This window comes from Actinosynnema sp. NPDC049800, from assembly GCF_040656635.1.
GTDB lineage: Bacteria > Actinomycetota > Actinomycetes > Mycobacteriales > Pseudonocardiaceae > Actinosynnema.
This window is the reverse complement of record NZ_JBFAMT010000047.1, coordinates 30949-53356: the sequence shown is the minus strand read 5'-3', so window position 1 is coordinate 53356 and position 22408 is coordinate 30949. Positions and strand designations below refer to the sequence as shown.

Annotated in this window: 23 protein-coding genes; 14 read left to right on the top strand and 9 right to left on the bottom strand. The window is 71.9% G+C overall.

What is annotated here, in order from left to right; translation table 11 throughout:
* Positions 1-385: 385 nt before the first annotated feature.
* The 8 genes from AB0I91_RS34620 to AB0I91_RS34585 all read left to right on the top strand — a co-directional run bounded on the left by AB0I91_RS34620 (position 386) and on the right by AB0I91_RS34585 (position 7462).
* On the top strand, positions 386-1288 hold the full coding sequence (locus AB0I91_RS34620; RefSeq protein WP_498773986.1) for a 5-dehydro-4-deoxyglucarate dehydratase: 903 nt from the start codon (positions 386-388) through the stop codon (positions 1286-1288).
* Complete coding sequence (locus AB0I91_RS34615; protein WP_498773988.1) at positions 1285-2541, top strand: glucarate dehydratase family protein; 1257 nt, start codon at positions 1285-1287, stop codon at positions 2539-2541. Before AB0I91_RS34620 ends, AB0I91_RS34615 begins: the two co-directional genes overlap by 4 nt.
* A gap of 14 nt (positions 2542-2555) precedes the next feature.
* Positions 2556-3677 carry a hypothetical protein gene (locus tag AB0I91_RS34610; RefSeq protein WP_498773990.1) on the top strand — a complete coding sequence of 374 codons (1122 nt, stop codon included), beginning with the start codon at positions 2556-2558 and terminating at the stop codon, positions 3675-3677.
* 192 nt (positions 3678-3869) lie between these two features.
* Entirely contained in the window at positions 3870-4346 is a 477-nt protein-coding gene (locus tag AB0I91_RS34605; RefSeq protein WP_498773992.1) for a hypothetical protein, read from the top strand.
* 88 nt (positions 4347-4434) lie between these two features.
* Entirely contained in the window at positions 4435-4953 is a 519-nt protein-coding gene (locus AB0I91_RS34600; RefSeq protein ID WP_498773994.1) for a hypothetical protein, read from the top strand.
* A 36-nt stretch (positions 4954-4989) separates the two neighbouring features.
* Positions 4990-5679: an SDR family NAD(P)-dependent oxidoreductase gene (locus AB0I91_RS34595; RefSeq protein WP_499640665.1), complete on the top strand. Its 690-nt coding sequence runs from the start codon at positions 4990-4992 to the stop codon at positions 5677-5679.
* A 14-nt stretch (positions 5680-5693) separates the two neighbouring features.
* Positions 5694-6062, top strand: a complete 369-nt coding sequence (locus AB0I91_RS34590; RefSeq protein WP_498773998.1) for a MerR family transcriptional regulator — start codon at positions 5694-5696, stop codon at positions 6060-6062.
* Between the two features lie 56 nt (positions 6063-6118).
* The gene (locus AB0I91_RS34585) at positions 6119-7462 is read left to right on the top strand and encodes a jacalin-like lectin (RefSeq protein WP_499640663.1); all 1344 of its coding nucleotides are present in this window, start codon (positions 6119-6121) and stop codon (positions 7460-7462) included.
* A gap of 4 nt (positions 7463-7466) precedes the next feature.
* Here the strand turns inward: AB0I91_RS34585 and AB0I91_RS34580 are convergent, their stop codons facing one another.
* On the bottom strand, positions 7467-7700 hold the full coding sequence (locus AB0I91_RS34580; protein WP_498774002.1) for a hypothetical protein: 234 nt from the start codon (positions 7698-7700) through the stop codon (positions 7467-7469).
* Positions 7701-7828: 128 nt separating this feature from the next.
* On the opposite strand from AB0I91_RS34580, the gene AB0I91_RS34575 reads away from it, so the two are divergent.
* Together AB0I91_RS34575 and AB0I91_RS34570 are read left to right on the top strand one after the other, a co-directional pair.
* Complete coding sequence (locus AB0I91_RS34575) at positions 7829-8677, top strand: helix-turn-helix domain-containing protein (RefSeq protein WP_499640661.1); 849 nt, start codon at positions 7829-7831, stop codon at positions 8675-8677.
* Positions 8674-8862 (top strand): DUF397 domain-containing protein, encoded by a 189-nt coding sequence (locus AB0I91_RS34570; RefSeq protein WP_499640659.1) that lies wholly within the window; start codon positions 8674-8676, stop codon positions 8860-8862. The genes AB0I91_RS34575 and AB0I91_RS34570 overlap by 4 nt, the downstream gene beginning before the upstream one ends.
* Before the next feature lie 21 nt (positions 8863-8883).
* On the opposite strand, the gene AB0I91_RS34565 is transcribed toward AB0I91_RS34570, so the two are convergent.
* Positions 8884-10539, bottom strand: coding sequence for a fumarate hydratase (locus AB0I91_RS34565; protein WP_499640684.1), 1656 nt, complete (start codon positions 10537-10539; stop codon positions 8884-8886).
* Between the two features lie 105 nt (positions 10540-10644).
* Between AB0I91_RS34565 and AB0I91_RS34560 the strand changes: the two genes are divergently transcribed.
* Positions 10645-11565, top strand: coding sequence for a phosphotransferase family protein (locus AB0I91_RS34560; RefSeq protein ID WP_499640657.1), 921 nt, complete (start codon positions 10645-10647; stop codon positions 11563-11565).
* A 184-nt stretch (positions 11566-11749) separates the two neighbouring features.
* Here AB0I91_RS34560 and AB0I91_RS34555 read toward each other — a convergent pair whose 3' ends face one another.
* The 4 genes from AB0I91_RS34555 to AB0I91_RS34540 form a co-directional block, all read right to left on the bottom strand.
* Positions 11750-12742, bottom strand: a complete 993-nt coding sequence (locus AB0I91_RS34555) for a sigma-70 family RNA polymerase sigma factor (protein ID WP_498774010.1) — start codon at positions 12740-12742, stop codon at positions 11750-11752.
* Between the two features lie 202 nt (positions 12743-12944).
* Positions 12945-13370 carry a D-aminoacyl-tRNA deacylase gene (gene dtd, locus AB0I91_RS34550; protein WP_498774012.1) on the bottom strand — a complete coding sequence of 142 codons (426 nt, stop codon included), beginning with the start codon at positions 13368-13370 and terminating at the stop codon, positions 12945-12947.
* Positions 13367-14854: a DUF7782 domain-containing protein gene (locus AB0I91_RS34545; protein ID WP_498774014.1), complete on the bottom strand. Its 1488-nt coding sequence runs from the start codon at positions 14852-14854 to the stop codon at positions 13367-13369. The genes dtd and AB0I91_RS34545 overlap by 4 nt, the downstream gene beginning before the upstream one ends.
* A 339-nt stretch (positions 14855-15193) precedes the next feature.
* The gene (locus AB0I91_RS34540) at positions 15194-16687 is read right to left on the bottom strand and encodes a PucR family transcriptional regulator (RefSeq protein WP_498774016.1); all 1494 of its coding nucleotides are present in this window, start codon (positions 16685-16687) and stop codon (positions 15194-15196) included.
* A gap of 118 nt (positions 16688-16805) precedes the next feature.
* Between AB0I91_RS34540 and AB0I91_RS34535 the strand changes: the two genes are divergently transcribed.
* Positions 16806-17120, top strand: coding sequence for a DUF3099 domain-containing protein (locus tag AB0I91_RS34535; protein ID WP_230566574.1), 315 nt, complete (start codon positions 16806-16808; stop codon positions 17118-17120).
* On the opposite strand, the gene AB0I91_RS34530 is transcribed toward AB0I91_RS34535, so the two are convergent.
* Both AB0I91_RS34530 and AB0I91_RS34525 read right to left on the bottom strand, forming a co-directional pair.
* Entirely contained in the window at positions 17102-17992 is an 891-nt protein-coding gene (locus tag AB0I91_RS34530) for a carbohydrate kinase family protein (protein ID WP_498774018.1), read from the bottom strand. The two genes, AB0I91_RS34535 and AB0I91_RS34530, sit on opposite strands and share 19 nt — an antisense overlap.
* A 40-nt stretch (positions 17993-18032) precedes the next feature.
* A complete protein-coding gene (locus tag AB0I91_RS34525) occupies positions 18033-18941 on the bottom strand; it encodes a pseudouridine-5'-phosphate glycosidase (RefSeq protein ID WP_498774020.1) in 909 nt (302 codons plus the stop codon).
* A 31-nt stretch (positions 18942-18972) separates the two neighbouring features.
* Between AB0I91_RS34525 and AB0I91_RS34520 the strand changes: the two genes are divergently transcribed.
* Entirely contained in the window at positions 18973-19221 is a 249-nt protein-coding gene (locus tag AB0I91_RS34520; RefSeq protein WP_141978007.1) for a DUF3039 domain-containing protein, read from the top strand.
* A gap of 6 nt (positions 19222-19227) precedes the next feature.
* On the opposite strand, the gene AB0I91_RS34515 is transcribed toward AB0I91_RS34520, so the two are convergent.
* Entirely contained in the window at positions 19228-20376 is a 1149-nt protein-coding gene (locus AB0I91_RS34515; RefSeq protein ID WP_498774022.1) for a YihY/virulence factor BrkB family protein, read from the bottom strand.
* 173 nt (positions 20377-20549) lie between these two features.
* Between AB0I91_RS34515 and AB0I91_RS34510 the strand changes: the two genes are divergently transcribed.
* Positions 20550-22265: a DEAD/DEAH box helicase gene (locus tag AB0I91_RS34510; protein ID WP_498774024.1), complete on the top strand. Its 1716-nt coding sequence runs from the start codon at positions 20550-20552 to the stop codon at positions 22263-22265.
* Positions 22266-22408 lie beyond the last annotated feature (143 nt).

The window sequence follows — 22408 nt, the reverse complement described above, 5'->3', positions numbered from 1 at the left end:
CCCGCCGGAACGACGGCATCCGCCGAACCGGTGAACTCCCGCGAACGGCCCGGGTTGCGCAACTCCTGGACTCGGACCGTCCATTCGCTCAGGGTGTCCCGGTGACACCGGTGGACACCGCCTTGGACGTGGGTGCGACGGCCAGTGGCGGCGGTGCCGTCGCGGCCCACCCCGTGGGGCGATCCCGACCTCGGGGTCGCCCCACGGAACCACACCCGAACCATTGTCACGTCGGCGGGGACTCGCTCATCAGCGCCGATGGTGCCCCTGCTGCTCCACTTCGCCGTCAGTGCGCTCGCCGCCTGCGCGCTGCCGCGCGAGGAAACGCAAAAGTCCTTCCTGCGTGGGATCACCACGGGAGCGATCAAGGGATGAAGGTCTGGGTATGCAACTGGATGGGGTGCTGTTCTTCCCGGTGACGCCGTTCGACGCGGACGGCGCGCTCGCGGAGGACGTGCTGGCCGAGCACGTCGAACGAGGGGTGGCGGCGGGCGCGGGCGGCGTGTTCATCGCCTGCGGCACGGGCGAGTTCCACGCGTTGGAGCCGTCGGAGGTCGAGCGGGCGGTGGCCGTCGCGGTCGAGGCGACCGCCGGGCGGGTGCCGGTGTTCTCGGGTGTCGGCGGCCCGCTGCCGACGGCCAAGCTGATCGCGCGCGCCGCCGAACGGGTCGGTGCGGACGGTTTGCTGCTGCTGCCGCCGTACCTGGTGACCAACCCGCCGAAGGGCCTGGTCAGGTACGTGACGGAGGTGGCGGGCGCGTCGGACCTGTCGCTGATCGTCTACCAGCGCAACAACGCGGTGTTCACGCCGGAGACGGCGGTGGAGGTCGCGTCGCTGCCGACCGTGGTCGGGTTCAAGGACGGGCTCGGGGACATCGACCTCCTGCACCGCATCGTGCTCGCGGTGCGCTCGGGTGTCGACAAGCCGTTCCAGTTCTTCAACGGCCTGCCGACCGCGGAGCTGACCGTGCCCGCGTACCGGGGCATCGGCGTGGACCTGTACTCGTCCGCGGTGTTCTGCTTCGCGCCGGAGATCTCGCTCGGCTTCTACCACGCGGTGCGCAGTGGTGACGACGCGTTGGTCAACCGGTACCTGTTGGAGTTCTACAAGCCGCTGGTCGAGTTGCGCGACAAGGTGCCCGGCTACGCCGTGTCACTGGTGAAGGCGGCCGTGCGGGCCACCGGGCTCGACGTCGGCGGCGTCCGCGCGCCGCTGCTCGACCCGACGCCCGAGCACGTGGCGGAGCTGGAGAAGGTCGTCGCGGCCGGTCGGAGCCTGGCCGCATGAAGATCACCGACATCACCATCACCCCCGTCGCCTTCCGCGACCCGCCCCTGCTGAACTCGGTGGGCGTGCACGAGCCGTGGGCGCTGCGCACCATCGTGGAGGTGCACACCGACGAGGGGATCTCCGGGCTCGGCGAGAGCTACGGCGACATCGGCCACCTCACCCGGATGCGCACGGCCGCGCCCGCGCTGGTCGGCTTGGACGTGCACGCGCTGAACGACATGCACTCCCGGATCGCGGCGGCGCTCGGCGGCGAGGCGGGGTCGGACCGGCACGGGCTGACCGGGCCGCTGACCGTCGAGTCCACTGTGGACCGGGTGTTCTCGCCGTTCGAGGTGGCGTGCTGGGACATCCGCGGCAAGGCCCTCGGCCGCCCGGTGAGCGACCTGCTCGGCGGCGCCGTGCGCGACGCCGTGCCGTACAGCGCGTACCTGTTCTACAAGTGGGCGGGCCACCCCGGCGCGGAGCCGGACGAGTTCGGCGAGGCGCTCGACCCGGCGGGCATCGTGGAGCAGGCCCGGCTGCTCATCGAGCGGCACGGGTTCGGCTCGATCAAGCTCAAGGGCGGCGTGTTCCCGCCCGAGCAGGAGATCGAGGCGATCCACGCGCTGCGCGAGGCGTTCCCCGACCACCCGCTGCGGCTGGACCCCAACGCGGCGTGGACGCCGGAGACGTCGCTGAAGGTCGCCGAGGAGCTCGACGGCGTGGTCGAGTACCTGGAGGACCCCGCGCCGGAGATCGACGGGATGGCGGAGGTCGCGGCCCGCGCGCCGATGCCGTTGGCGACGAACATGTGCGTGATCGCGTTCGAGCACATCGCCCGGTCGGTGGAGGTGGACGCGGTGCAGGTCATCCTGTCCGACCACCACTACTGGGGCGGCCTGTCGCGGTCCAAGGAGCTGGCCGGGATCTGCCGGACGTTCGGCATCGGCCTGTCCATGCACTCCAACTCGCACCTGGGCATCAGCCTGGCCGCGATGACGCACCTCGCCGCGTCCACGCCGAACCTGAACTACGCGTGCGACACGCACTACCCGTGGAACGTCGCGGACGACGTGATCACCACGCCGTTCACGTTCGTGGACGGCGCCATCCCGGTGCCGACCGCGCCGGGGCTGGGCGTCGAGCTGGACCGCGACGCGTTGGCCCGGCTCGCGGAGAACTACCGGACGTGCGGCCTCGTGCAGCGCGACGACACCGGTTACATGCAGGAGCACGACCCGTCTTACGAGAGGAAGCGCCCCCGGTGGTGACCACCGTTGCGCACTTGTACCCCTGGGATGTCGTGGGGGACCCGTCCGCCGTCGAACGGGTCGCGTCGTTGGGGGTGGACGCGGTGGCCCTCGCCGCGTCCTACCACACGGTGCGGGCCGCGACGCCGTTCCACCCATCGCACCGGATGGTGGACGCGCGGCACGCGGCGTTCTACCTGCCCGTGCGGGAGGAGGCGTGGCGGGACAAGCGGTTGGTGCCCGCCGAACCGTCGTGGATGGGCGGTGCGGACTCCTACACCGAGGCTTCGGACGCCCTGCGGGCGGCCGGGTTGCCGGTGTACGCGTGGACCGTGCTGACGCACAGCAGCCGGCTGGGTGACGCTCATCCGGACGTGGCGGTGCGTAACGCTTTCGGTGACCTGTACCCGTACGCGCTGTGCCCGTCGAACGACGACGTGGTCGAGTACGCCCGGACGTTGGTGTCCGAGGTGCTCTCGCTCGGGCGGCCGGACGGGATCGTGCTGGAGGCGTGCGGGCCGCTGGGGTTCTTCCACGGCGGGCACCACGAGAAGACCGACGGCGCGGACTGGTCGGCCGTGCAGCAGAAGCTGCTGTCGCTGTGCTTCTGCGGGGCTTGCGCGCGGCGTTATGACGACCCGGAGGGGTTGCGCGCGCTGGTCCGCGCTGGGGTCGACAACGGTGTCGGCAGCGTGGACGAGGCGTTGGGGGATCGGACTGCCGACGTGCGCGCGGTGCGCACGGAGATCTCCCGTTCGCTGCGGCGCGACCTCGTGGGGTTGATCAGGTCGACGTCGCCGGGCACGCGCATCGCCGCGCACGCGACGGCCGACCCGTGGGGCACCGGGCCGTTCGCCACGGTGGCCGGGGGCGTCGACGCCGACGTCGACGTGCTGACGTTGACGTGCTGGCCGGGCGTGGACGCGTCGCTGCCCGCGATCCGCGCCTTGCGCGCGGAGACCGACGTGCGCACTGCCGCGTACGTGCTGGCCCTGCCGCCGAAGCCGGCGGACGGCGACGAGCTGCTGAAGGAGTGGCTGGCCTACGCGGAGGCCGGCGTCCAGGAGTTCCACCTCTACCACGCGGGCCTGGCCTCCGAACCCCGCCTGGCCGCCCTCCGCCACGCCATCACGGGCCTCGACCAAGCCCTCCGCTGACCCGCGTGTCGAACGTTCAGGTACCCCGAGTTCAACGCTCACGTCGGTCATCCAGGGCGCTGAGCGTTGAATTCAGGGGGTCCTGAGGGTTCGACACGCGGGACCTGGAGGTTCGGCGCGCGGGTTCACTGGATCGGGTAACTGTGAAGAAGGGTGGGCAACCCGCGGGGTGGGTTGGTCCGTCCTTGGGGCATGAGAAGCCTTGGAACCGCTATCGGCGCGGGTGTGCTGCTGGTCGTGCTCGCCGCCTGCGCAACGTCCACGCCCGTCGGTCCGGGCAACGGGCCGACGTTGACCACCTCGGCCGAACCCACCTCGCCCAGCGTCGAGGAGCCGGAGTTCGAGAGCCCCGTGCCGCCGGGCGGCCAGGAAGTGCCCGAGAACCGGATCGACGCGGCCGCCGTCCCCGAGGGCAACCCCACCACCACCTGGACCGAGGGTGACGGCAGCGTGCTCGGCGTCATCGCCCAGGAAGCCGGCTGCGGCAAGGCGAGCGTCGAGATCGCCGAGCAGAACGCCCAGGTGGTGAAGGTGGTGCTGGTCGAGACCACCCCGCTCGACCAGCCGGTCTGCACGATGGACATCCGCTACCCGCCGCTGACCGCGAAGCTCGACGCGCCGCTCGGTGACCGCACGGTCGTCCTGAGCACCCGGCAGGACCAGAAGTAATCCCCTCCGGTGCCCGGTCGGCCTGCCCCCGGTCGGCCGGGCATCGCCCGCTTTGCAACCTCGCGACCCCGAGTACCGTCCTCCAGCTATGAGGAACGTCAAGGTCGCCGTCGCCTTCTCCCTGCTCGCGCTCGCGGGGTGCAGCACCACCACCGACACCGCCCCGCCCGGCGGGTCGTCCACCACGGTCACCACGACGGGTTCGTCGTCTGCCCCGACAACGTTGTCATCCACCGCCGACGCCCAACCGACCGCACCGCCGCCGCAGACCAGCGCCGCGCCGCTGGCCGGCGGGCCGACCGAGGTGTCGGCCACCCAGGTCGACGGCGGCACGCTGCCCGACCACTACAAGCGGCAGGCGTGGACGTCGGCGGACGGCCGCACGGTCCAGGTCGTCGGCGTCGCGGGCGGCTGCCGGACGGCGAGCGCCGAGGTGACCGCCCAGTCCGGCGACCAGGTGTCGATCACCCTCGTCACGACCTACTACCCGCCGCCCGAGGGCGTCCAGTGCACGCAGGAACTGCGCGACGTGCCGCTGAACGTCACCCTCGACGCGCCCCTCGGCTCACGCCGCCTCGTCCTGGAGGCCCGCCAGGACCGGGCTTGACCTTCACGCGGACGTGAAGCTCTACGTTCGGTCCCCATGACGATCTTCACCGGCAAGGCAGTGGTCGTGACGGGCGCGGGCACGGGGATCGGACGTGCCGTCGCACGCGGGTTCGCCGCACAGGGCGCGTCCGTGCTCGCCGTCGGACGGACCGCCGAGACCTTGGCCGAGACCGCCGCCGACCACCCCGGGATCCGCCCGTTCACCGCCGACGTCTCCGCCGCCGAACGGGTGGTCGACGCCGCCGTCACCGAGTTCGGCCGGCTCGACGTGCTGGTCAACAACGCCGCCGTCCCCTCGGGCGACGCGATGGTCGCCACCAACCTGGTCGCCCCGATCCGCCTGGTCGAGGCGGCCCTGCCGCACCTGGAGGACACGCGCGGCGTCGTGGTCAACGTCAGCACGGCCATCGGTCAGCGCGGCTGGCCGATGCCCGGCGGTGAGCTGTACGCGGCGCTGAAGTCGGCGCTGGACTCCCTGACCAGGAGCTGGGCCGTGCAGTACGCGCCGCGCGGCGTGCGGGTGGTGGCCGTCGCGCCGGGTCCGATCGCGACGCCGATGCAGCACGACGAGGCACGGCGCGCAGCGCTGATCGCCCACGTGCCGCTGGGCCGGGTCGGGCAGCCGGACGAGGTCGCGTTCTGGGTGATCCAACTCGCCCGACCCGAAGCCGCGTACACGACCGGTGTGGTGCTGCCCGTCGACGGCGGCGCGCTGGTCGGGTGACTACCCTGCGACGGGTGCGGATCGGCGAACTGGCACGGGCCACCGGCACCTCGACGCGGGCGCTGCGGTTCTACGAGGAGCAAGGCCTCCTCGACTCCGAACGCGCGTCCAACGGCTACCGCCGCTACGGTCCCGACGCGGTCGCCCGCGTGCGAGCCATCCGCTACCTGCTCGACCACGGCCTCACGCTGGAGGACGTCGCCCACTTCCGGCACTGCCTGCACGGCGACGTGGCGAACGCCGAGCCGGCCCCGGAGCTGGTCGCGGTCGCCGAACGCAGGCTCGCCGTGCTGACCAGCCGGATCGACGCGCTGATCGAGGTGCGCGACCACCTCGCGGACGGCGTGCGGCGGGCGCGGGCGGCCGAGCGGGTGAATACCTGAGAAACTTTCGCGTCACGGCTTCCGGTCGGACGGCGGGGCCGCCAGACTCCGATGACGTGAGACGACCTCTCGGCCTGGTGCTCGCCGTCGTGCTCGCGACGACCGCCACCCCCGCGCTGACCGCCACCGCGCTGACCACCCCCGCGTCCGCCGACACCGCCACGTCCGCCGACACCGCCGGGCAGTTCTCCGTGCTGACCTACAACGTCGCCGGCCTTCCGGAACCGCTCTCCGGGTCCGACCCGGCCGAGAACACGCCGCTCATCGGCGCACGCATCCGGGACTACGGGGTGGTCAACGTCCAAGAGGACTTCAACTACCACGCCGCCCTGTACGCCGCCGACAACCACCCGCACCGCACGCCCACCAGCGGGGGAGTGCCGTTCGGCGACGGCCTGAACACCCTCTCGGCCTACCCGTACAGCGACTTCACGCGGGTGAAGTGGGACAAGTGCAACGGCACGGACTGCCTCACGCCCAAGGGCTTCACCTACGCCCGCCTCCACCTGGCCGAAGGCGTCCACGTCGACCTCTACAACGTCCACGCCAACGCCGGCAGCACGGACGCCGACCTGGCCGCCCGCCGCGCGAACATCACCCAGCTGTCCCAGTACGTAGCCCGGAACTCCGCCGGCAACGCGGTGATCATCATGGGCGACACCAACACCCGCTACACCCGCACCGGCGACAACATCCGCGACCTCGTCCGCGCCAACGGCCTCACCGACGCCTGGGTGGAGCGCGTCCGGGGAGGCGTCGAACCCGCCCTCGGGGCGCCCGCGCTGGTGTGCGACCCGGCGAACGTCACCGACACGTGCGAGGTCGTGGACAAGGTCTTCTACCGCGACAACGCCCACGTCGACCTCACCGCCACCGCCTACCGCAACGACCACGCCTCCTTCCTCGACCCGGACGGCGAACCGCTGTCCGACCACTACCCGCACGCCGTCGGCTTCTCCTGGCGGCTCGCCGACCACCTGCGCCTGAGCGAGGAGTTCGGCGGCCCGCACGGCACGCCGTTCACCGACGTAGAGGCCATCCGCCCCGGCACGACGGTGCGCGAGGTGACGCTGAGCGGCGGCGCACGCCTCGACCGCATCGGCCTCACGCTCGCCGACGGCACCGCGCTCGCACACGGCGGCACCGGCGGCACGCCGACCACGCTCACCCTCCAGCCCGGCGAGCACCTGACGACGGCCACGCTCACCCGAGGTCAGCGCGACGGCCGCACCCGGGTCTTCTCCGTCCGCATCACCACCACCCTCGGCCGAACCGTCACCGCCGGCACGCCCACCGCCGACCAGGTCACCTTCACCGCGCCCGCGGGCTGGCACATCGCCGGCTTCACGGGCCGTTCCGGGGCCGAGGTCGACCGGCTCGGCGTGGTCTACACCCGCTGACCCCTCACTCGGCGGTCGCGAAGGACGCCACCCCGTCCCACGCCAGCCACAGGTCCGCGTCGACCTGGTCCTCGTCCGCGACGATCGTGCCCGTCTCGCCGACGTAGAGGCCCAGGTCGCACCGGTGCGCCAGCAGCACCCGGGTCATCCACGCGTGCAGGTCCTCCTTCTCGTCGACGAGCTCCCGCGCGACCGTCCGGAAGTACACCCCGGTCCCGGACGTCTCGATCAAGCTCACCTGGTGGAAACGCGACCCCATTCGCACTCACTCCCCGCATGTGGTTGTATACTCTCTGAATTCGGGACGACTATCTCGTACGTACAGGATGTGCACAAGTCCCGATCGGGTGATGATCGAGGAGAGCGATGACCAGCCCACACCGCAGCGCCGCCCGCATCCAGATCGGCACCACGCTGCGCCGCATGCGCGAAGAGGCGGGCGTGCCCCGGGAGAAGGTGGGCGAGGTCCTGCACTGCACGATGACCAAGATCAGCAACATCGAGAACGCGATCAGCGGCGTCAAGCAGGCCGAGCTGGAGAAGCTGCTGGACCTCTACGGGGCCGACGAGGCGACCCGCGAGGACCTGCTCGCGCTCAACTCCGAGGCGCACCGCCGCCGGCCGAAGAGCAAGATCGGCGGCACGATCCAGCCCTGGCTGCGCCGCATCCTCGACGTGGAGGCCATCGCCACCGAGGCCCTCTACTCGTCGTTCGAGCTGCTCCCCGCCGTGCTCCAGACCGAGGAGTACGCCCGCACCCTGATGACCGGGGTCGGCCTCGGCGGCGAGGCCCTGGAGAAGAACCTCCAGCTGCGCCTGGAACGACGGGCGCTGCTGACCGACCGCGAGCCGCCGCTGCGGTTGTGGGCGGTGATCGCGGAGCCTGCGTTCCGGGCCAACGTCGGCGGCCCCGAGGTCATGCGCGACCAGCTCAAGCACGTGCTCGCCCTGACCGAGCTGGACAACGTCGTGGTGCAGGTGATGCCGCAAGGGGCCGGGGCCCACGCGTTGTCCGGTACTACGCTGACCTTGTTCCGGCTGCCCGAGAAGCTGCCATCGCTGGTCAGCGTCGACACCCCGTTCGGAGACCACTTCGAGGACGGGGCCAACCACGTGGAGAAGACGAGCCGCTGGTTCGACCACACGCGTGCGAAGGCGTTGGGGGTGGAGGAAAGCCGCGAACTCCTGACCCGGATCACGGAGGAGACCACATGACCCTGAAGCCCGGCGAGTGGACGAAGTTCAGCGGCGGCGGCTCGAACTGCGTCGAGGTCATGCGCACGGCCGACGAGGTGCTCGTCCGCAACAGCAACCGGCCTGAAGAAGTCCCACAGCGCTTCACCTTCAGCGAGTGGGACTTCTTCACGCGCGGCGCCAAGCTCGGCGTGTTCGACCTGTAAGACCTGCGAAGGCCGGAAGGGCTACTTCCGGAACGAGATCTGGAGGGTCGGGGCGGAGGTCTCGGCGAAGAAGTCGTTGCCCTTGTCGTCCACCACGACGAACGCCGGGAAGTCCTCCACCTCGATCTTCCAGACCGCTTCCATGCCCAGCTCGGGGTACTCCAGCACCTCGACCTTGCGGATGCAGTCCTGGGCCAGCCGCGCGGCCGGGCCGCCGATCGAGCCCAGGTAGAACCCGCCGTGCGTGGCGCACGCGGACGTCACCTGCTTGGAGCGGTTGCCCTTGGCCAGCATCACCAGCGACCCGCCGGCGGCCTGGAACTGCTCGACGTAGGAGTCCATCCGACCGGCCGTCGTCGGCCCGAACGACCCGGAGGCGTAACCCTCGGGCGTCTTGGCCGGTCCGGCGTAGTACACCGGGTGGTCCTTGAGGTACTGCGGCATCGGCTCGCCCGCGTCCAGCCGCTCCTTGATCTTGGCGTGCGCGATGTCCCGCGCCACCACCAACGGGCCGGTCAACGACACGCGCGTCTTCACCGGCAACGCCGACAGCGTCGCGCGGATCTCCGACATCGGCCGGGTCAGGTCGATGTTCACGACCTCGTCGGACAGGTTCTCGCCGGTCACGTCGGGCAGGAAGTGCGCCGGGTCGCGTTCCAGCTGCTCCAGGAAGATGCCCTCGGGGGTGATCTTCGCCTTGGCCTGCCGGTCCGCCGAGCACGACACCGCGATGCCGACCGGGCAGGACGCGCCGTGCCGGGGCAGCCGGATCACGCGCACGTCGTGGCAGAAGTACTTGCCGCCGAACTGGGCGCCGATGCCGAAGTTCCGGGTCAGCTCCAGCACCTGCTGCTCCAGGTCGACGTCCCGGAACGCGTGGCCCGCGGCGGAGCCCTCGGTGGGCAGGCCGTCGAGGTAGCGGGCGGACGCGAGCTTGGCGACCTTCAGGTTCTGCTCGGCCGACAGACCGCCGACGACCACGGCGAGGTGGTACGGCGGGCACGCGGCCGTGCCGAGCGAGCGCAGCTTCTCGTCCAGGAACTTGGCCAGCCGCGAGGGGTTCAGCAGCGCCTTCGTCTCCTGGTACAGGAACGTCTTGTTGGCCGAACCGCCGCCCTTGGCCATGAACAGGAACTCGTACTTCGGCTCGACGCCGGGCGCGGTGAACAGGTCGATCTGCGCGGGCAGGTTGGTGCCGGTGTTCTTCTCGTCCCAGAAGGTGACCGGCGCCATCTGCGAGTACCGGAGGTTCAGCTCCTGGTAGGCCTCGAAGATGCCGCGCGACAGGGCCTCTTCGTCGGTCCCGCCGGTGAGCACGGACTCGGTGCGCTTGCCCATCACGATGGCGGTGCCGGTGTCCTGGCACATGGGCAGCACGCCGCCGGCCGAGATGCACGCGTTGCGCAGCAGGTCCATCGCGACGAACCGGTCGTTGCCGCTGGCCTCGGGGTCGTCCACGATCGCGCGCAGCTGGGCCAGGTGCGAGGGCCTCAGCAGGTGCTGGATGTCCCGGATCGCCTCCTTGGCCAGCAGCGTCAACGCCGAGGGCTCGACCTGGAGGAACGTCCGGCCGGCGGCCTCGACGACCGACACCCCGTCCGGCGTCACGAGCCGGTACTCGGTGTGGTTGTCCTTGGCCAGCGGCAGGACGTCGGTGTACTGGAACGTCGGTGCCAGAAGGTTCGACGGGGTCACGTCGCGGGCTCCCTTGCGCGCTTCGGGTTCCGCCGAACTTATACCGATCGCGCTCCCGAGTCCGCACGACGTGGTGTGATTCGCGTCGTGGTCGACAGCCTCACCAAGCGCCGGCTCTCCGCCGCCGCCCTCGACGCGTTGGTCCGCCGGGCACTGGGCGTCCCGCTCGGCGCGCACGTCGAGCTGACCGACGGCATGTTCAACACCGCGTACCGGCTCACCGCGGCCGACGGTCGAGAGACCGTGCTGAAGGTCGCGCCACCGCCGGACGTGCCGCTGCTCACCTACGAGCGGGACCTGATGCGCACGGAGGCGTTGGCGTTCGGGCTGATGGCGGCACGCGGCCTGCCCGTGCCGGAGGTGCTGCTCCACGAAGACGACTTCCTGCTGATGACGGCGCTCAAGGGCGAACCGTGGTCGGCCGCGCGTCCCCGGCTGACCGACGCCGAGCACGGTGCGCTGCGCCGTGAGCTGGGCGCGATCGTCCGCGAGCTGCACACCATCCGGGGTGACGTGTTCGGCTACGCGCAGGGGCCGAACGCGGCGACGTGGCGCGAGGCGTTCACGAAGATGGTGGACGCGGTGCTGGCCGACGCGGACCGGTTCGGCGTGGAGCTGCCCGACGTGCGACCGGCGGTCGAGGCTCGCGCGCACCTGCTGGACGAGGTCACCGAGCCGGTGCTGGTGCACTTCGACCTGTGGGAGGCGAACATCTTCCTCGCCGACGGCCACGTCGAGGGGATCATCGACCCGGAACGGGCGTTGTTCGGCGACCCGTTGGCGGAGATCGCGACGCTGGCGCTGTTCACCGACCTGGACGACGACTTCAAGGCCGGTTACGGCTACGCGGGGTTCAGCGGGGCCGAGGAGACCCGGATCGCGCTCTACCGCGCGTACCTGTGCCTGGTGATGATCGTGGAGGGCGTGCCGCGCGGTTATGCCGGCGAGGAACGCGAGGCGCACGTGCGGTTCTTCCGCGAGAAGCTCGCGGAGTACCTGGGACTGTAGAGAAATGCGGAAGGCCGGGCCGGCCCCCGACCGCCCCGACCTTCCTCAGCGTGCGAGCACCTCCGCGCAATGGGGCGGAGGTGTCGCTTGGCTCGTGTAACGCACGACCGTGCCGTGACTGGCGTCACAAGTCAATCCCGCGCAGCGGTGACCGACCCCTGAATCGTCGCTGTATCGCGTCAGCTCAGCTCGCGTAGGCCCGCAGCTTGGCGGCCCGCTCGCCCTGCCGCAGCTTCGACATGACCTCCCGCTCGATCTGCCGCACCCGCTCCCGCGACAGGCCGAACTGCTTGCCGATCTGGTCCAGCGTGCGCGGCTGGCCGTCCTCCAGGCCGTAGCGCAGCCGGATCACCGCCTGCTCGCGCGGGTCCAACGTGGCCAGCACCCGGCGCAGGTCGTCCTGCAGCAGCCCCGAGATGACCGCGCTCTCCGCGTCCGTGGCGTCGGAGTCCTCGATGAAGTCGCCCAGCGGGGCGTCCTCCTCGGTGCCGACCGGCATGTCCAGGCTCACCGGGTCGCGGGCGTGGTCGAGCAGGTCGACGACCTTCTCCGGCGTCAGGCCCGACTCCTTGGCCAGCTCCTCGTTGGTCGCCTCACGGCCCAGCTGCTGGTGCAGGTCGCGCTTGATCCGGGCGAGCTTGTTGACCTGCTCCACGAGGTGGACGGGCAGCCGGATCGTGCGACCCTGGTCCGCCATTCCCCGCGTGATCGCCTGGCGGATCCACCAGGTCGCGTAGGTCGAGAACTTGAAGCCCTTGGTGTAGTCGAACTTCTCCACCGCGCGGATCAGGCCCAGGTTCCCTTCCTGGATCAGATCGAGCAGCGGCATTCCGCGACCGGTGTATCGCTTCGCAAGCGAAACGACCAACCGGAGATTCGCTTCGAGAAGGTGGTTCTTTGCCACGTGGCCATCGCGGATCAAAGCGCGCAGTTCCCGCCGGCGGTCCTCCGGCAGCTCCGGATGCGTCTCCAGCTTGTGCTGCGCGAAGACGCCCGCCTCGATCCGCTTGGCGAGCTCCACTTCGTCCGCCGCGGTCAGCAGCGCTGTCTTGCCGATCCCGTTCAGGTACACCCGAACCAGGTCTGCGGCGGGTCCCTGGGCGTCGAGGTCCAACTCGGCGCTCGTGGTGGTCGTCTCGTTCCCGACCTGACGGTCGAGGAGCTTCGGGACGGTCATGGAGCTCCCTCCCCCTTGTGTCGCGGGCTGGCAGTGCGGTCGTGTCGCACACTCCGCGCTGCGCTGCGCGGCACACCTTTCGGTGTCTGACACTGGTGGAAACGCGAACCGGGGCGAAATGGTTCCCGCTTCCCACGACCAGAAGACGTCACTGCCGTCACAGCGGTTGCGCCGCGAATCCTGAGGATTGGCTGAGAAGGATCTAGAGTTCCACCAACACGGTGAACGGACCGTCGTTCACACTCCGCACCGACATCATCGCGCCGAACCGTCCCGTTTGTACTCGGGCGCCCTTCCGGCGCAGTTCCGAGACCACCTCCGCGACCAACGGCTCGGCGTGCGCGGGCCGTGCGGCGGCGGTCCACGACGGCCGCCGCCCCTTCCGCGTCTCTCCGTAGAGTGTGAACTGGCTCACCACGAGCAGGGGCGCACCGGTCGTGGCGCACGACTCCTCGTCCCTCAGGACGCGCAGCTCGTAGAGCTTTCGGGCCATGACGTGCGCCTTGTCGGCGTCGTCGTCCACGTGGACGCCGAGCAGGACCAATAGGCCCGGTTCCTCGATCGCCCCCACGACCTCGTCGTCCACGGTGACCGACGCCTCTGTGACACGCGCCACAACCGCTCTCACGCGGGCACCACCATGCCGTGCCGGACGAGGTCGCGGACGATCGGGAGAGCCGACTCGGCGAGCGCGTCGGCGTCCAGGTCGTGGGCGTAGGCCAGCAGGGTGACCAGGTCCTCCAGCGGCAGCGCGCCCCGGAAGCCCGCGAGCAGCTTCGCCGCGGTCTCGTCCAGCTCGTGCTGCCAGCCGGGGCCGTCCACGCGGTGCAGGCGGCGCACGACCGCCTCCCAGCCCTCGTCGGTGGGGGAGGAGACCTCTTCCAGCAGCACGGTCTCGGGCACGGTGAAGCGGGTGCCCAGCAGCTGGGCGTTGTCGGTGGCGCGCAGCCAGGCGACGCGGTCCAGCCAGGCGGCGGACTCGGGGCCCAGCGGGTCGTCGAAGGCGTGGCGGAGGTCTTCGCACACGACCTCGGCGTGCTCGGTGTCCGTGCGGCGGAGCGTGACGAAGCCGAACCCGATGCCCTCGACCTCGTTCTCGGCGAACCAGTCCAGCCAGGCGGCGGCCTTGGCCCGGCCTTCGGCGCCGCGCGGGTCGACGCCCGCGTCACGCAGCCACGTGCCGACGTAGAGGGCGGGGTCGGCGACGTCGCGCTGCACGAACCAGGCGTCCACGCCGCCGCGCGGCAGCCACGCGGAGACCCGGTCGGCCCAGTCCTCGCCCTTGCGGTGCAGCCAGGAGGCCAGGAGCTGGCCCACGCCGCCCTCGTTGAGGAACGAGGGCATCTGGCGCACGACCAGGGCGCTGGCGTCGTCGCCGGCGAGGCCGGAGTCGCGGTAGGTGTAGTCGACCCGGGGCGGGCCCACGACGAACGGCGGGTTGCAGACGACCTGGTCGAACCGCCGGCCGCGCAGGGGGCCGAACCACTCGCCCTGGCGGAGCTCGACGTCGACCTCGTTGAGCCGGAACGTGCCCGCGGCCAGGGCGAGCGCGCGCTCCGACAGGTCCGTGGCGGTGATCCTGCGCGCGTGCCTGCTCGCGTGCAAAGCCTGGACGCCGCAGCCGGTGCCCAGGTCGAGCAGGGTGTCGACCTGGCGGCGCGACGTGGCGCGGGCGAGGCTGATGGACGCGTGGCCGACGCCGAGCACGTGGTCGGCCGGGACGGGCCCGCCGCGCTGGTCGGCGTCCTGGTCGGCGACGACCCACCAGGAGCCCTCGTCGTCGCCGTAGGGGCGGATGTCCAGCCCGGCGCGCAGCCCGTCGCCGTCACCGCGCAGCACCTCGGCCTTGACGGCGGTGTCCAGGTCGACGTCCGGGAGCGCGGCCCGCACGGCGGCCTCGGGCTCGGTGTCGCCGAGCAGGAACAGCCGGACCAGGGTGCCGAGGGCGCCCGCGTCCCGGGTGGCCCGCCGGGCGGCCTCGGGTTCGCCGCGGCCGAGCGCGGCGTGGGCCTGGGGCCCGAGCACGTCGACCACCCCGTCCGCGTCGTAGTCGGCGGCTCGGAACGCCTCGCGCAGCCGGGTGGTCAGGTCGGCAGAAAGATCAGGGAGCACGCCGTCATGGTCTCGCGCCCCACCCCCGGCCGCCTGACCAGCCCACCCGAACGCCCACCCCGCCCGTTCCGAACGCGGGACACGCCGGACCTGAGGGTTGGACGCGCGGGCGCCGAGTGTCGACCCGCGCGTGAGTCGAACGCTCAGGTCCCGCGTGTCGACCACCAGCCGCCCTGAGCGGCGACCGCCCGCACCTCGACCCGGCCGCGACCCGCCTCCCGGATCGCCGCCTCCACCCCGGCCGGCACGGCGTCCGGCGCCGCGGCGACGGCCGAGGTCAGCTCGACGCCGAGCGGTTCGAGTTCGGCTTGGACCTGCTGCTCGGCGGGCCGGCGGCGCTCAGGGCGTGATCGCCAGCGTGATGGCCATGGCCAGCCGCTGCTCGGGGTCGTCCAGCGGCAGTGACGTCACCGCCGCCATCCGCTGCATCCGGTAGCGCAGCGTGTTCGGGTGCACCGACAGCACCCGTGCGGCCTCGCGCGAGTCGCCCTGAGCCGCCAACCACGCCCGCAGCGTCGCGGCGTACTGCGTGCCGTGCTCGGCGTCGTGCCGCACGAGGTCCGCCACCGGTCCGCGCGACGGCAACCGCCCGGCCTCCGCCACCGCCGCCAACCGCCGCAACAGCACCCGCGCCCACGCCTGGTCGTACACGATGGGCTCGCCCTCGGACAGGGCCAGGCACTCGTCGGCCTCGCCCCGGGACGCGGGCAGCGACGCGGCGTCCGCCCTGCCACCCACCCCGGCCAGCACGACGGCCTCCGCGGGCAGCTCGCGCCCGAGCGCGCGCACCCAGTCCACCGCCACCGCCGGATCGTCCCCGCACGGCAGCACGGTGTAGAGCACGTTGCCGAACAACGCCGACCGCCCAGGCCGTGACCAGCCGAAACCCGCCGTCGCCCGGGAGAACGCCAGCAGGGCCGCCCCGTGCTCGCCCTCACCGGCGTGCGCCTGCACGGCGATCACCCGCAGGTCGGTCGACGGCAACCCCAGCCGGGCCAGGCCCGCGGGCGAGCCGGAGTCCAACGCCTCGATCACCAGGTCCGCCTCGGCCTGGCGCTCCAGGTCCGCCGACGCCCGCGCCCGCAGCAGGTGCAACGCCGCCGTCCGCGCGCCGTCCACCAGCGCCGCCGCGCGCACCGCGTCCACCGGGTCGTCCACCTCGACCCACACCGAACCGAGCAGCTCGCGCCCGGCCCGCACCGCCACCACCAGCCGCCCGCCGAGCTGGTCGGTCAGCTTCGGCACGAACAGCGGCTCGTCGGACCGGGCCAGGTGGGTGAACACGCCGTACGCGTCCAGGGCCTGCCAGGCCTCCTCCGGCACCCGCCTGCCCAGGATCGTCTGCACCCGAACCGGGTCGACGCCCTGCTGGCGGTAGGAGTACGCCAGCACCCGCGACTGCTGGTCCTCGATCGTCACGGGCCCGCCGACCACCGCCGCGATGACGTCCGCCACCGCGAACAGGTCGCCGGACCCCTGCCCGCCGAGCACGAGGGTCTGCGCGACGTTCGCCAACTGCCCCCACGGCACCGACGGGTCCACCAGCAGCACCGCCGCCCCGGACCTCTTCGCGGCGGCCAGCACCCGCTCGTCCAGCGGCGGCGCGCCGTGCAGCACGACCGCCGCCGCCGACGTGCCGCCGACCAACCGGGCCGCCGCGGCGGGGGAGGGCACGCCCAACCCGAGCAGCACGTCGTCCGCCGCGGCCGTGGTGTGCTCCGCCGGATCGTGCAGCGCCACCCCGCGCAACTCCACGTCACGCCCGCGTGGCGCGCAGCTCAGGTGCGTGCCGAGGCTCCCCAGCACGTCCACCAGGCGATCAAGGGCGACCACAACGGGATCCTAAGGTCACCGGCACGCCCGCGCGGCGGTTGCGGCGGGCCGGCGGAACAGCAAGCAAAAACACACCGGGCAGGTATCCGTCCGGCGCACGCGGTGGGACGATGGGGGCATGGTCAGTCCCGAGCGCGACGGCACACCGGTGCTCATCACCGAGGCGGCGCCCTCCTACGAGGAGCAGCACGCCGCGCGCAAGCGCAAGTACGCGATCATGATGGGCGCCCGCATCCCGTGCCTCATCCTGGCGATGGTCTTCTACCAGACCTGGTGGCTGGCCCTGGCCCTGATCGTGCTGTCCGTGCCGCTGCCGTGGATGGCCGTGCTGATCGCGAACGACCGGCCTCCCCGCAAGGCGGAGAAGGCCAGCCGGTTCGTCAAGGAGCACCGCGCCATCGAGGCGCGCCCGCATCACATCATCGAAGGCTGACGCGCCCCCGAGGGCTGCGCGCCGACCGCGGACACCGCCCGTGCCGCCGCGCGCACCCCGCCCAGCAGCGCGTCCACGCGTGACGCACCGGACAGCCACGCCGTGAGCAACCCGGCGTCGAACGCGTCACCGGCGCCCGTCGAGTCCACGCACTCGACGTCCTCGGCCGGCACGGACACCACGCCGTGGGAGTCCACCCAGCTCGCGCCGTCCGCGCCGGAGGTCAGCGCCACCGCGCCCACCACGTCCAGCAGCGCCGCGGCCGACGACGGCTCCGCCGACCCGGTGAGCGCGACCAGCTCCTCGGTGTTGGGCAGCAGCAGGTCGACGCCGCGGATGTCGTCCAGGAACCCGTCGTAGATCAACGCCGACGACTGCGGGTCGACCGACGTGGTCAACCCCGCCTCACGGGCCGCGCGCAGCACCGCCAGCCCCGCGGGCCGCGACGACGCGTCCAGCAGCACGTACCCGGAAAGGTGCAGGTGGGAGGCGTCCCGCAGCAACCCCTCGTCCAGGTCGCCGGGCGAGAAGCGGGCGTTCGCGCCCCGGTCGGGCAGCATGCTGCGCTGACCGGTCTCGTCCACCAGCACCACCACGCAGCAGGTCGCCGCCTCCAGGTCCACGGCGAACGCGCACCGCACCCCCGCCGACGTCAGCTCGGCGTGCACCTGACGGCCGGCCGAGTCCGCGCCGACCCGCGCCACCAGCACCGGCGACGCGCCGCACGCGGCCAGCCACACCGCCGTGTTGGCGCCCGCGCCACCGGGCTCGATGGTCACGGCCGCCCGCGAGTCGCCGCCGTGCACGATCGGGCCCGCGTGCCGGGCCACCACGTCCAGCCCGGCGTCGCCGACGACGACGATCCCGTTCACGCCGCCACCTCGCCGAGGCGCGTCCGGACCACGAGCCCGCTCACGCCGCCAACTCCACGGCCACCGCCGCGGCCAGGGTGGCGTTCGACACGACCAGCGCCTCGTTGGCGTCCAGGCTCACCCCGCCGCTCGCGGTGTGGAAGTGCTCCAGCAGCACGGGCGTGACCTCCTTGCCGTGCACGTTGCGCTCGCGCAGCAGCTCCAGGCCCTCGGACAGCAGCCGTTCGTGCAGGTCGGCGTCCATCTCGAACTCGACCGGGATGGGGTTGGCCAGCAGCACGCCCGCCGTGCCGGGCGCCCCGCGGTGCGCCGCGACCACGGCCGCGGCGTCGGACGCCGAATCGACCCGCCACGGCACGCCGAACTCCGACTCCCGCCGGTAGAACGCGGGGAAGCGGTCCGTGCCGAAGCCGATCACCGGCACCGAACGGGTCTCCAGCAGCTCCAGCGTCGCGCCCATGTCCAGGATCGACTTCACGCCCGAGCACACCACCAGCACCGGCGTCGTGGCCAGCACGTCCAGGTCGGCGGACACGTCCCACGTCTCGCGCGCGCCCCGGTGCACACCGCCCAGGCCGCCGGTGGCGAACACCCCGATGCCGGCGGCGTGCGCCAGCGCGGCCGTGCTCGCGACCGTCGTCGCGCCGTCGCGCTTCAGGGCGTACGCCGCGCCCAGGTCCCGCCGCGACAGCTTGACCAGGTCGTTGGCCGGGTCGCAGACGTAGTCGAGCTCGGCGGGGGTCAACCCGATCTTGGGCACGCCGCCGAGCACGGCGATCGTGGCGGGCACCGCGCCCGCGGCGCGCACCACGCCTTCGAGTCGTTCGGCGACCTCGCGGTTGCGGCCGGGCGGTAGCCCGTGGGACAGGATCGTGCTCTCCAACGCGACCACCGGCCGGTTCTCGGCCAGGGCGGATCGGACCTCTTCGGTGACGCTCGGCTTGCTCACGAGGGGCCATCATCCCAGGTACGCTGTTCGCGTGAGCACGCAGACTCTGCCCGAGGTGGAGACCCGGCCGGAAGGCACGGACCACACCGGGGACGACACCCCGAAGATGTTCCACTACGTGCGCAAGGCCAAGATCGCGGAAAGCGCGGTGATGGGCACGCACGTGGTGGCGTTGTGCGGCGAGGTGTTCCCGGTGACGAAGTCGCCCAAGCCGGGCTCCCCCGTCTGCCCCGAGTGCAAGAAGATCTACGACGGCCTGCCCAAGGGCGGCGGCGAGTAGGACCCGCTAGGACGGCCCCGGCGTCGAGCCGCCGGGGCCCGACCCGTGCCCGCTCACCGGCGTCTCGCGCGCCGCTCGGCGCTCCACCGGCAACGGCACGGTGTGGTTCGCGTCCGCGGGCGACGGCGCGGTGTGCCTGACCTCCGCCGGAGGCGGCGGACCCGGCCGCGCCCGCTTGTCCTCGTCCGAGCGGATCCGCTCGGCGACCCGCTCCAGCTCCAGCCGCTGCCACCGCCGCCGCTGGCGCCGGGTCATCCTCGCCGGCCACATCTCCTGCAACGCGCTGTTGAAGTACGCGCCCAGCGTGATCGCCAGCCCGATCAGGTAGGCGAACAGCAGGAACGCGATCGGCGTCGCCAACGCCCCGTAGGTGTACCCGGTCGTCGTGATCCACCGGATGTAGAGCCGCAGCCCGATGGACGACAGCAGGAACACCGCCATCGCCAGCACGGCGCCCGGCACGAGCCGGTGCCACGGCAGCTTGTTCGGCAGCGACAGCTTGTACAGCGTCGCCAGCGCCAGCACCAGCAGCACCGCCATGCCCGGGTAGTAGAACGCGCTCAGCCACGACTCGATCGTCGGCTGCCAGGAGTCCGGGAACACCTGCGGCAGCAGGTCCGGCCCCAGCGCCACCACCGGCAGGCCGATGATCAGCAGCACCAGGCTCGCCATGTACAGCAGCAGCGCGAAGATCCGCTGCCACACCTCGTTGCGCACGCCGTACTGGTCGTGCGCGGCGGTGATCGCGTCCACGAACGACGACATCGCCGACGAGCCGGCCCACAGCGAGATCAGGAACCCGACCGAGACGATCTCGCCCTTGCCGGTGGTGAGGATCTGGTCGACGGTGGGCACGATCACCCCGTTGACCACGTCCGGGCTGAAGATCGTCCGGCAGGTGGAGATGATCCGGTCCTTGACCGCGCTGACGACCTCGGGCCCGAACCAGTCGCCGAGGTAGCCCAGGCTGCCCAGCAGCCCGAGCAGCAGCGGCGGGAACGACAGGACCTGCCAGAACGCCGCCTCGGCCGCCTCGGAGAAGATGCTGCCGTCCCAGGCCTTGGACAGCGTGCGCGCCAACAGACGCAGGGGCCCCTTGCGACCCGCGCTGCGTGCTGTCTCGTCCCTCGGCGAACCCATCGCAACATCAAGCATGGTGCATGCCGGGTGATTTCGCGGCATCGGCGACCGTGCGTCGCGGGCGGAGCGGGTAGGCTGTCGATGCCCTCGACGGTCACCCGCACCGAGGGCATTTGCGTGTCCACCACCGCAACACCGCCGCACGGTCCCGCGGCACCGCCGCTGATCAGCGCAGAAAGGGTTCGAGGTTGTCGCAACCGCAAGTCGCCACGACCCGTCCCCTTCGTGCCTGGCAGCGCCGCGCGCTGACCAAGTACCTCGCCGCCCGGCCCAAGGACTTCCTGGCCGTCGCCACGCCCGGCGCGGGCAAGACGACGTTCGGCCTGCGCGTCGCCGCCGAGCTGCTGGCCGACCGCACGGTCGAGGCCGTCACGATCGTCACGCCCACCGAGCACCTCAAACACCAGTGGGCGCAGGCGGCGGCCGAGGCGGGCATCGCGATCGACTCGAACTTCCGCAACACCAACGCGATGACCTCCCGCGACTACCACGGCGTCGCGCTGACCTACGCCCAGGTCGCCGCCCACCCGATGCTGCACCGGGTGCGCACGGAGAACCGCAAGACGCTCGTGCTGCTCGACGAGATCCACCACGGCGGCGACGCCAAGTCGTGGGGCGACGCGATCCGCGAGGCGTTCACGCCAGCGGTGCGGCGGATGTGCCTGACCGGAACGCCGTTCCGCTCGGACGACTCGCCGATCCCGTTCGTCAACTACGAGCCGGGCCCCGACGGCGTGCAGCGCAGCCGCGCGGACCACTCCTACGGCTACTCCGACGCGCTGCGCGACGGCGTCGTCCGGCCGGTGATCTTCCTCGCCTACTCGGGCGAGGCCCAGTGGCGCACCAGCGCGGGGGAGGAGTTCTCCGCCCGGCTCGGCGAACCGCTGACGCAGGAGCAGACGGCGCGGGCGTGGCGGGTGGCGCTCGACCCGACGGGCGAGTGGATGCCGTCGGTGCTCAAGGCCGCCGACATGCGCCTGACCCAGCTGCGCCAGGGCGGCATGCCGGACGCGGGCGGCCTGGTGATCGCCACCGACCAGACCGTGGCCAAGGCCTACGCCGAGATCCTCAAGCGCACCACCGGCCACGACGCCACCCTCGTGCTGTCCGACGACCCGAAGGCGTCCGGCCGGATCGCCGAGTTCGCCGCCTCGCAGGACCGCTGGCTGATCGCGGTCCGCATGGTGTCCGAAGGCGTGGACGTGCCGCGGCTGGCCGTCGGCGTGTACGCGACCAGCGCCTCGACGCCCCTGTTCTTCGCCCAGGCCGTCGGCCGGTTCGTGCGGCAGCGGGCCAGGGGCGAGACGGCCAGCGTGTTCCTGCCCAGCGTGCCGGTCCTGCTCGGGCTGGCCAGCGAGCTGGAGCAGCAGCGCGACCACGTGCTCGGCAAGCCGCACCGGGAGAAGGACGGCTGGGACGACGAGCTGCTGGCCCAGGCCAACCAGGCCAAGGACGAGCCGGGCGAGGAGGAGAAGGCGTTCACCGCGCTGGGCGCCTCCGCCGAGCTCGACCAGGTGATCTACGACGGCTCGTCGTTCGGCACGGCCGCGTTCGCGGGCAGCGACGAGGAGCAGGAGTACCTGGGGCTGCCGGGCCTGCTGGAGCCCGACCAGGTGCGCGCCCTGCTGCGGCAGCGCCAGGAGAAGCAGCTGGTCGAGGCCAGCAAGCGCCAGGTCGCCGCGCCGGCGCCGCCACCGGCCGCGACCCGCCCGGCGAGCGTGCAGGAACGGCTGGCGCAGCTGCGCAAGGAGCTCAACACCCTCGTGGCCATGCACCACCACCGCACGAAGAAGCCGCACGGCAAGATCCACAACCAGCTGCGCGAGTACTGCGGGGGCCCGCCGACGGCGATGGCCAGCATCGAACAGCTCGAGGAGCGGATCGCCACGCTGCGCTCGTGGTGACCTTTGTTGTGACCTGCCGTAACCGGTTACTGCATTAGACGTAGTCAGATGTCCGTTCGGTTACCTCGTCGTTAGCGCATCGTGCCTACTTTACCGGTCAAGTGTGCTTCCGGTCACCGCCTGTCCCGGCATACGTTGTGCGC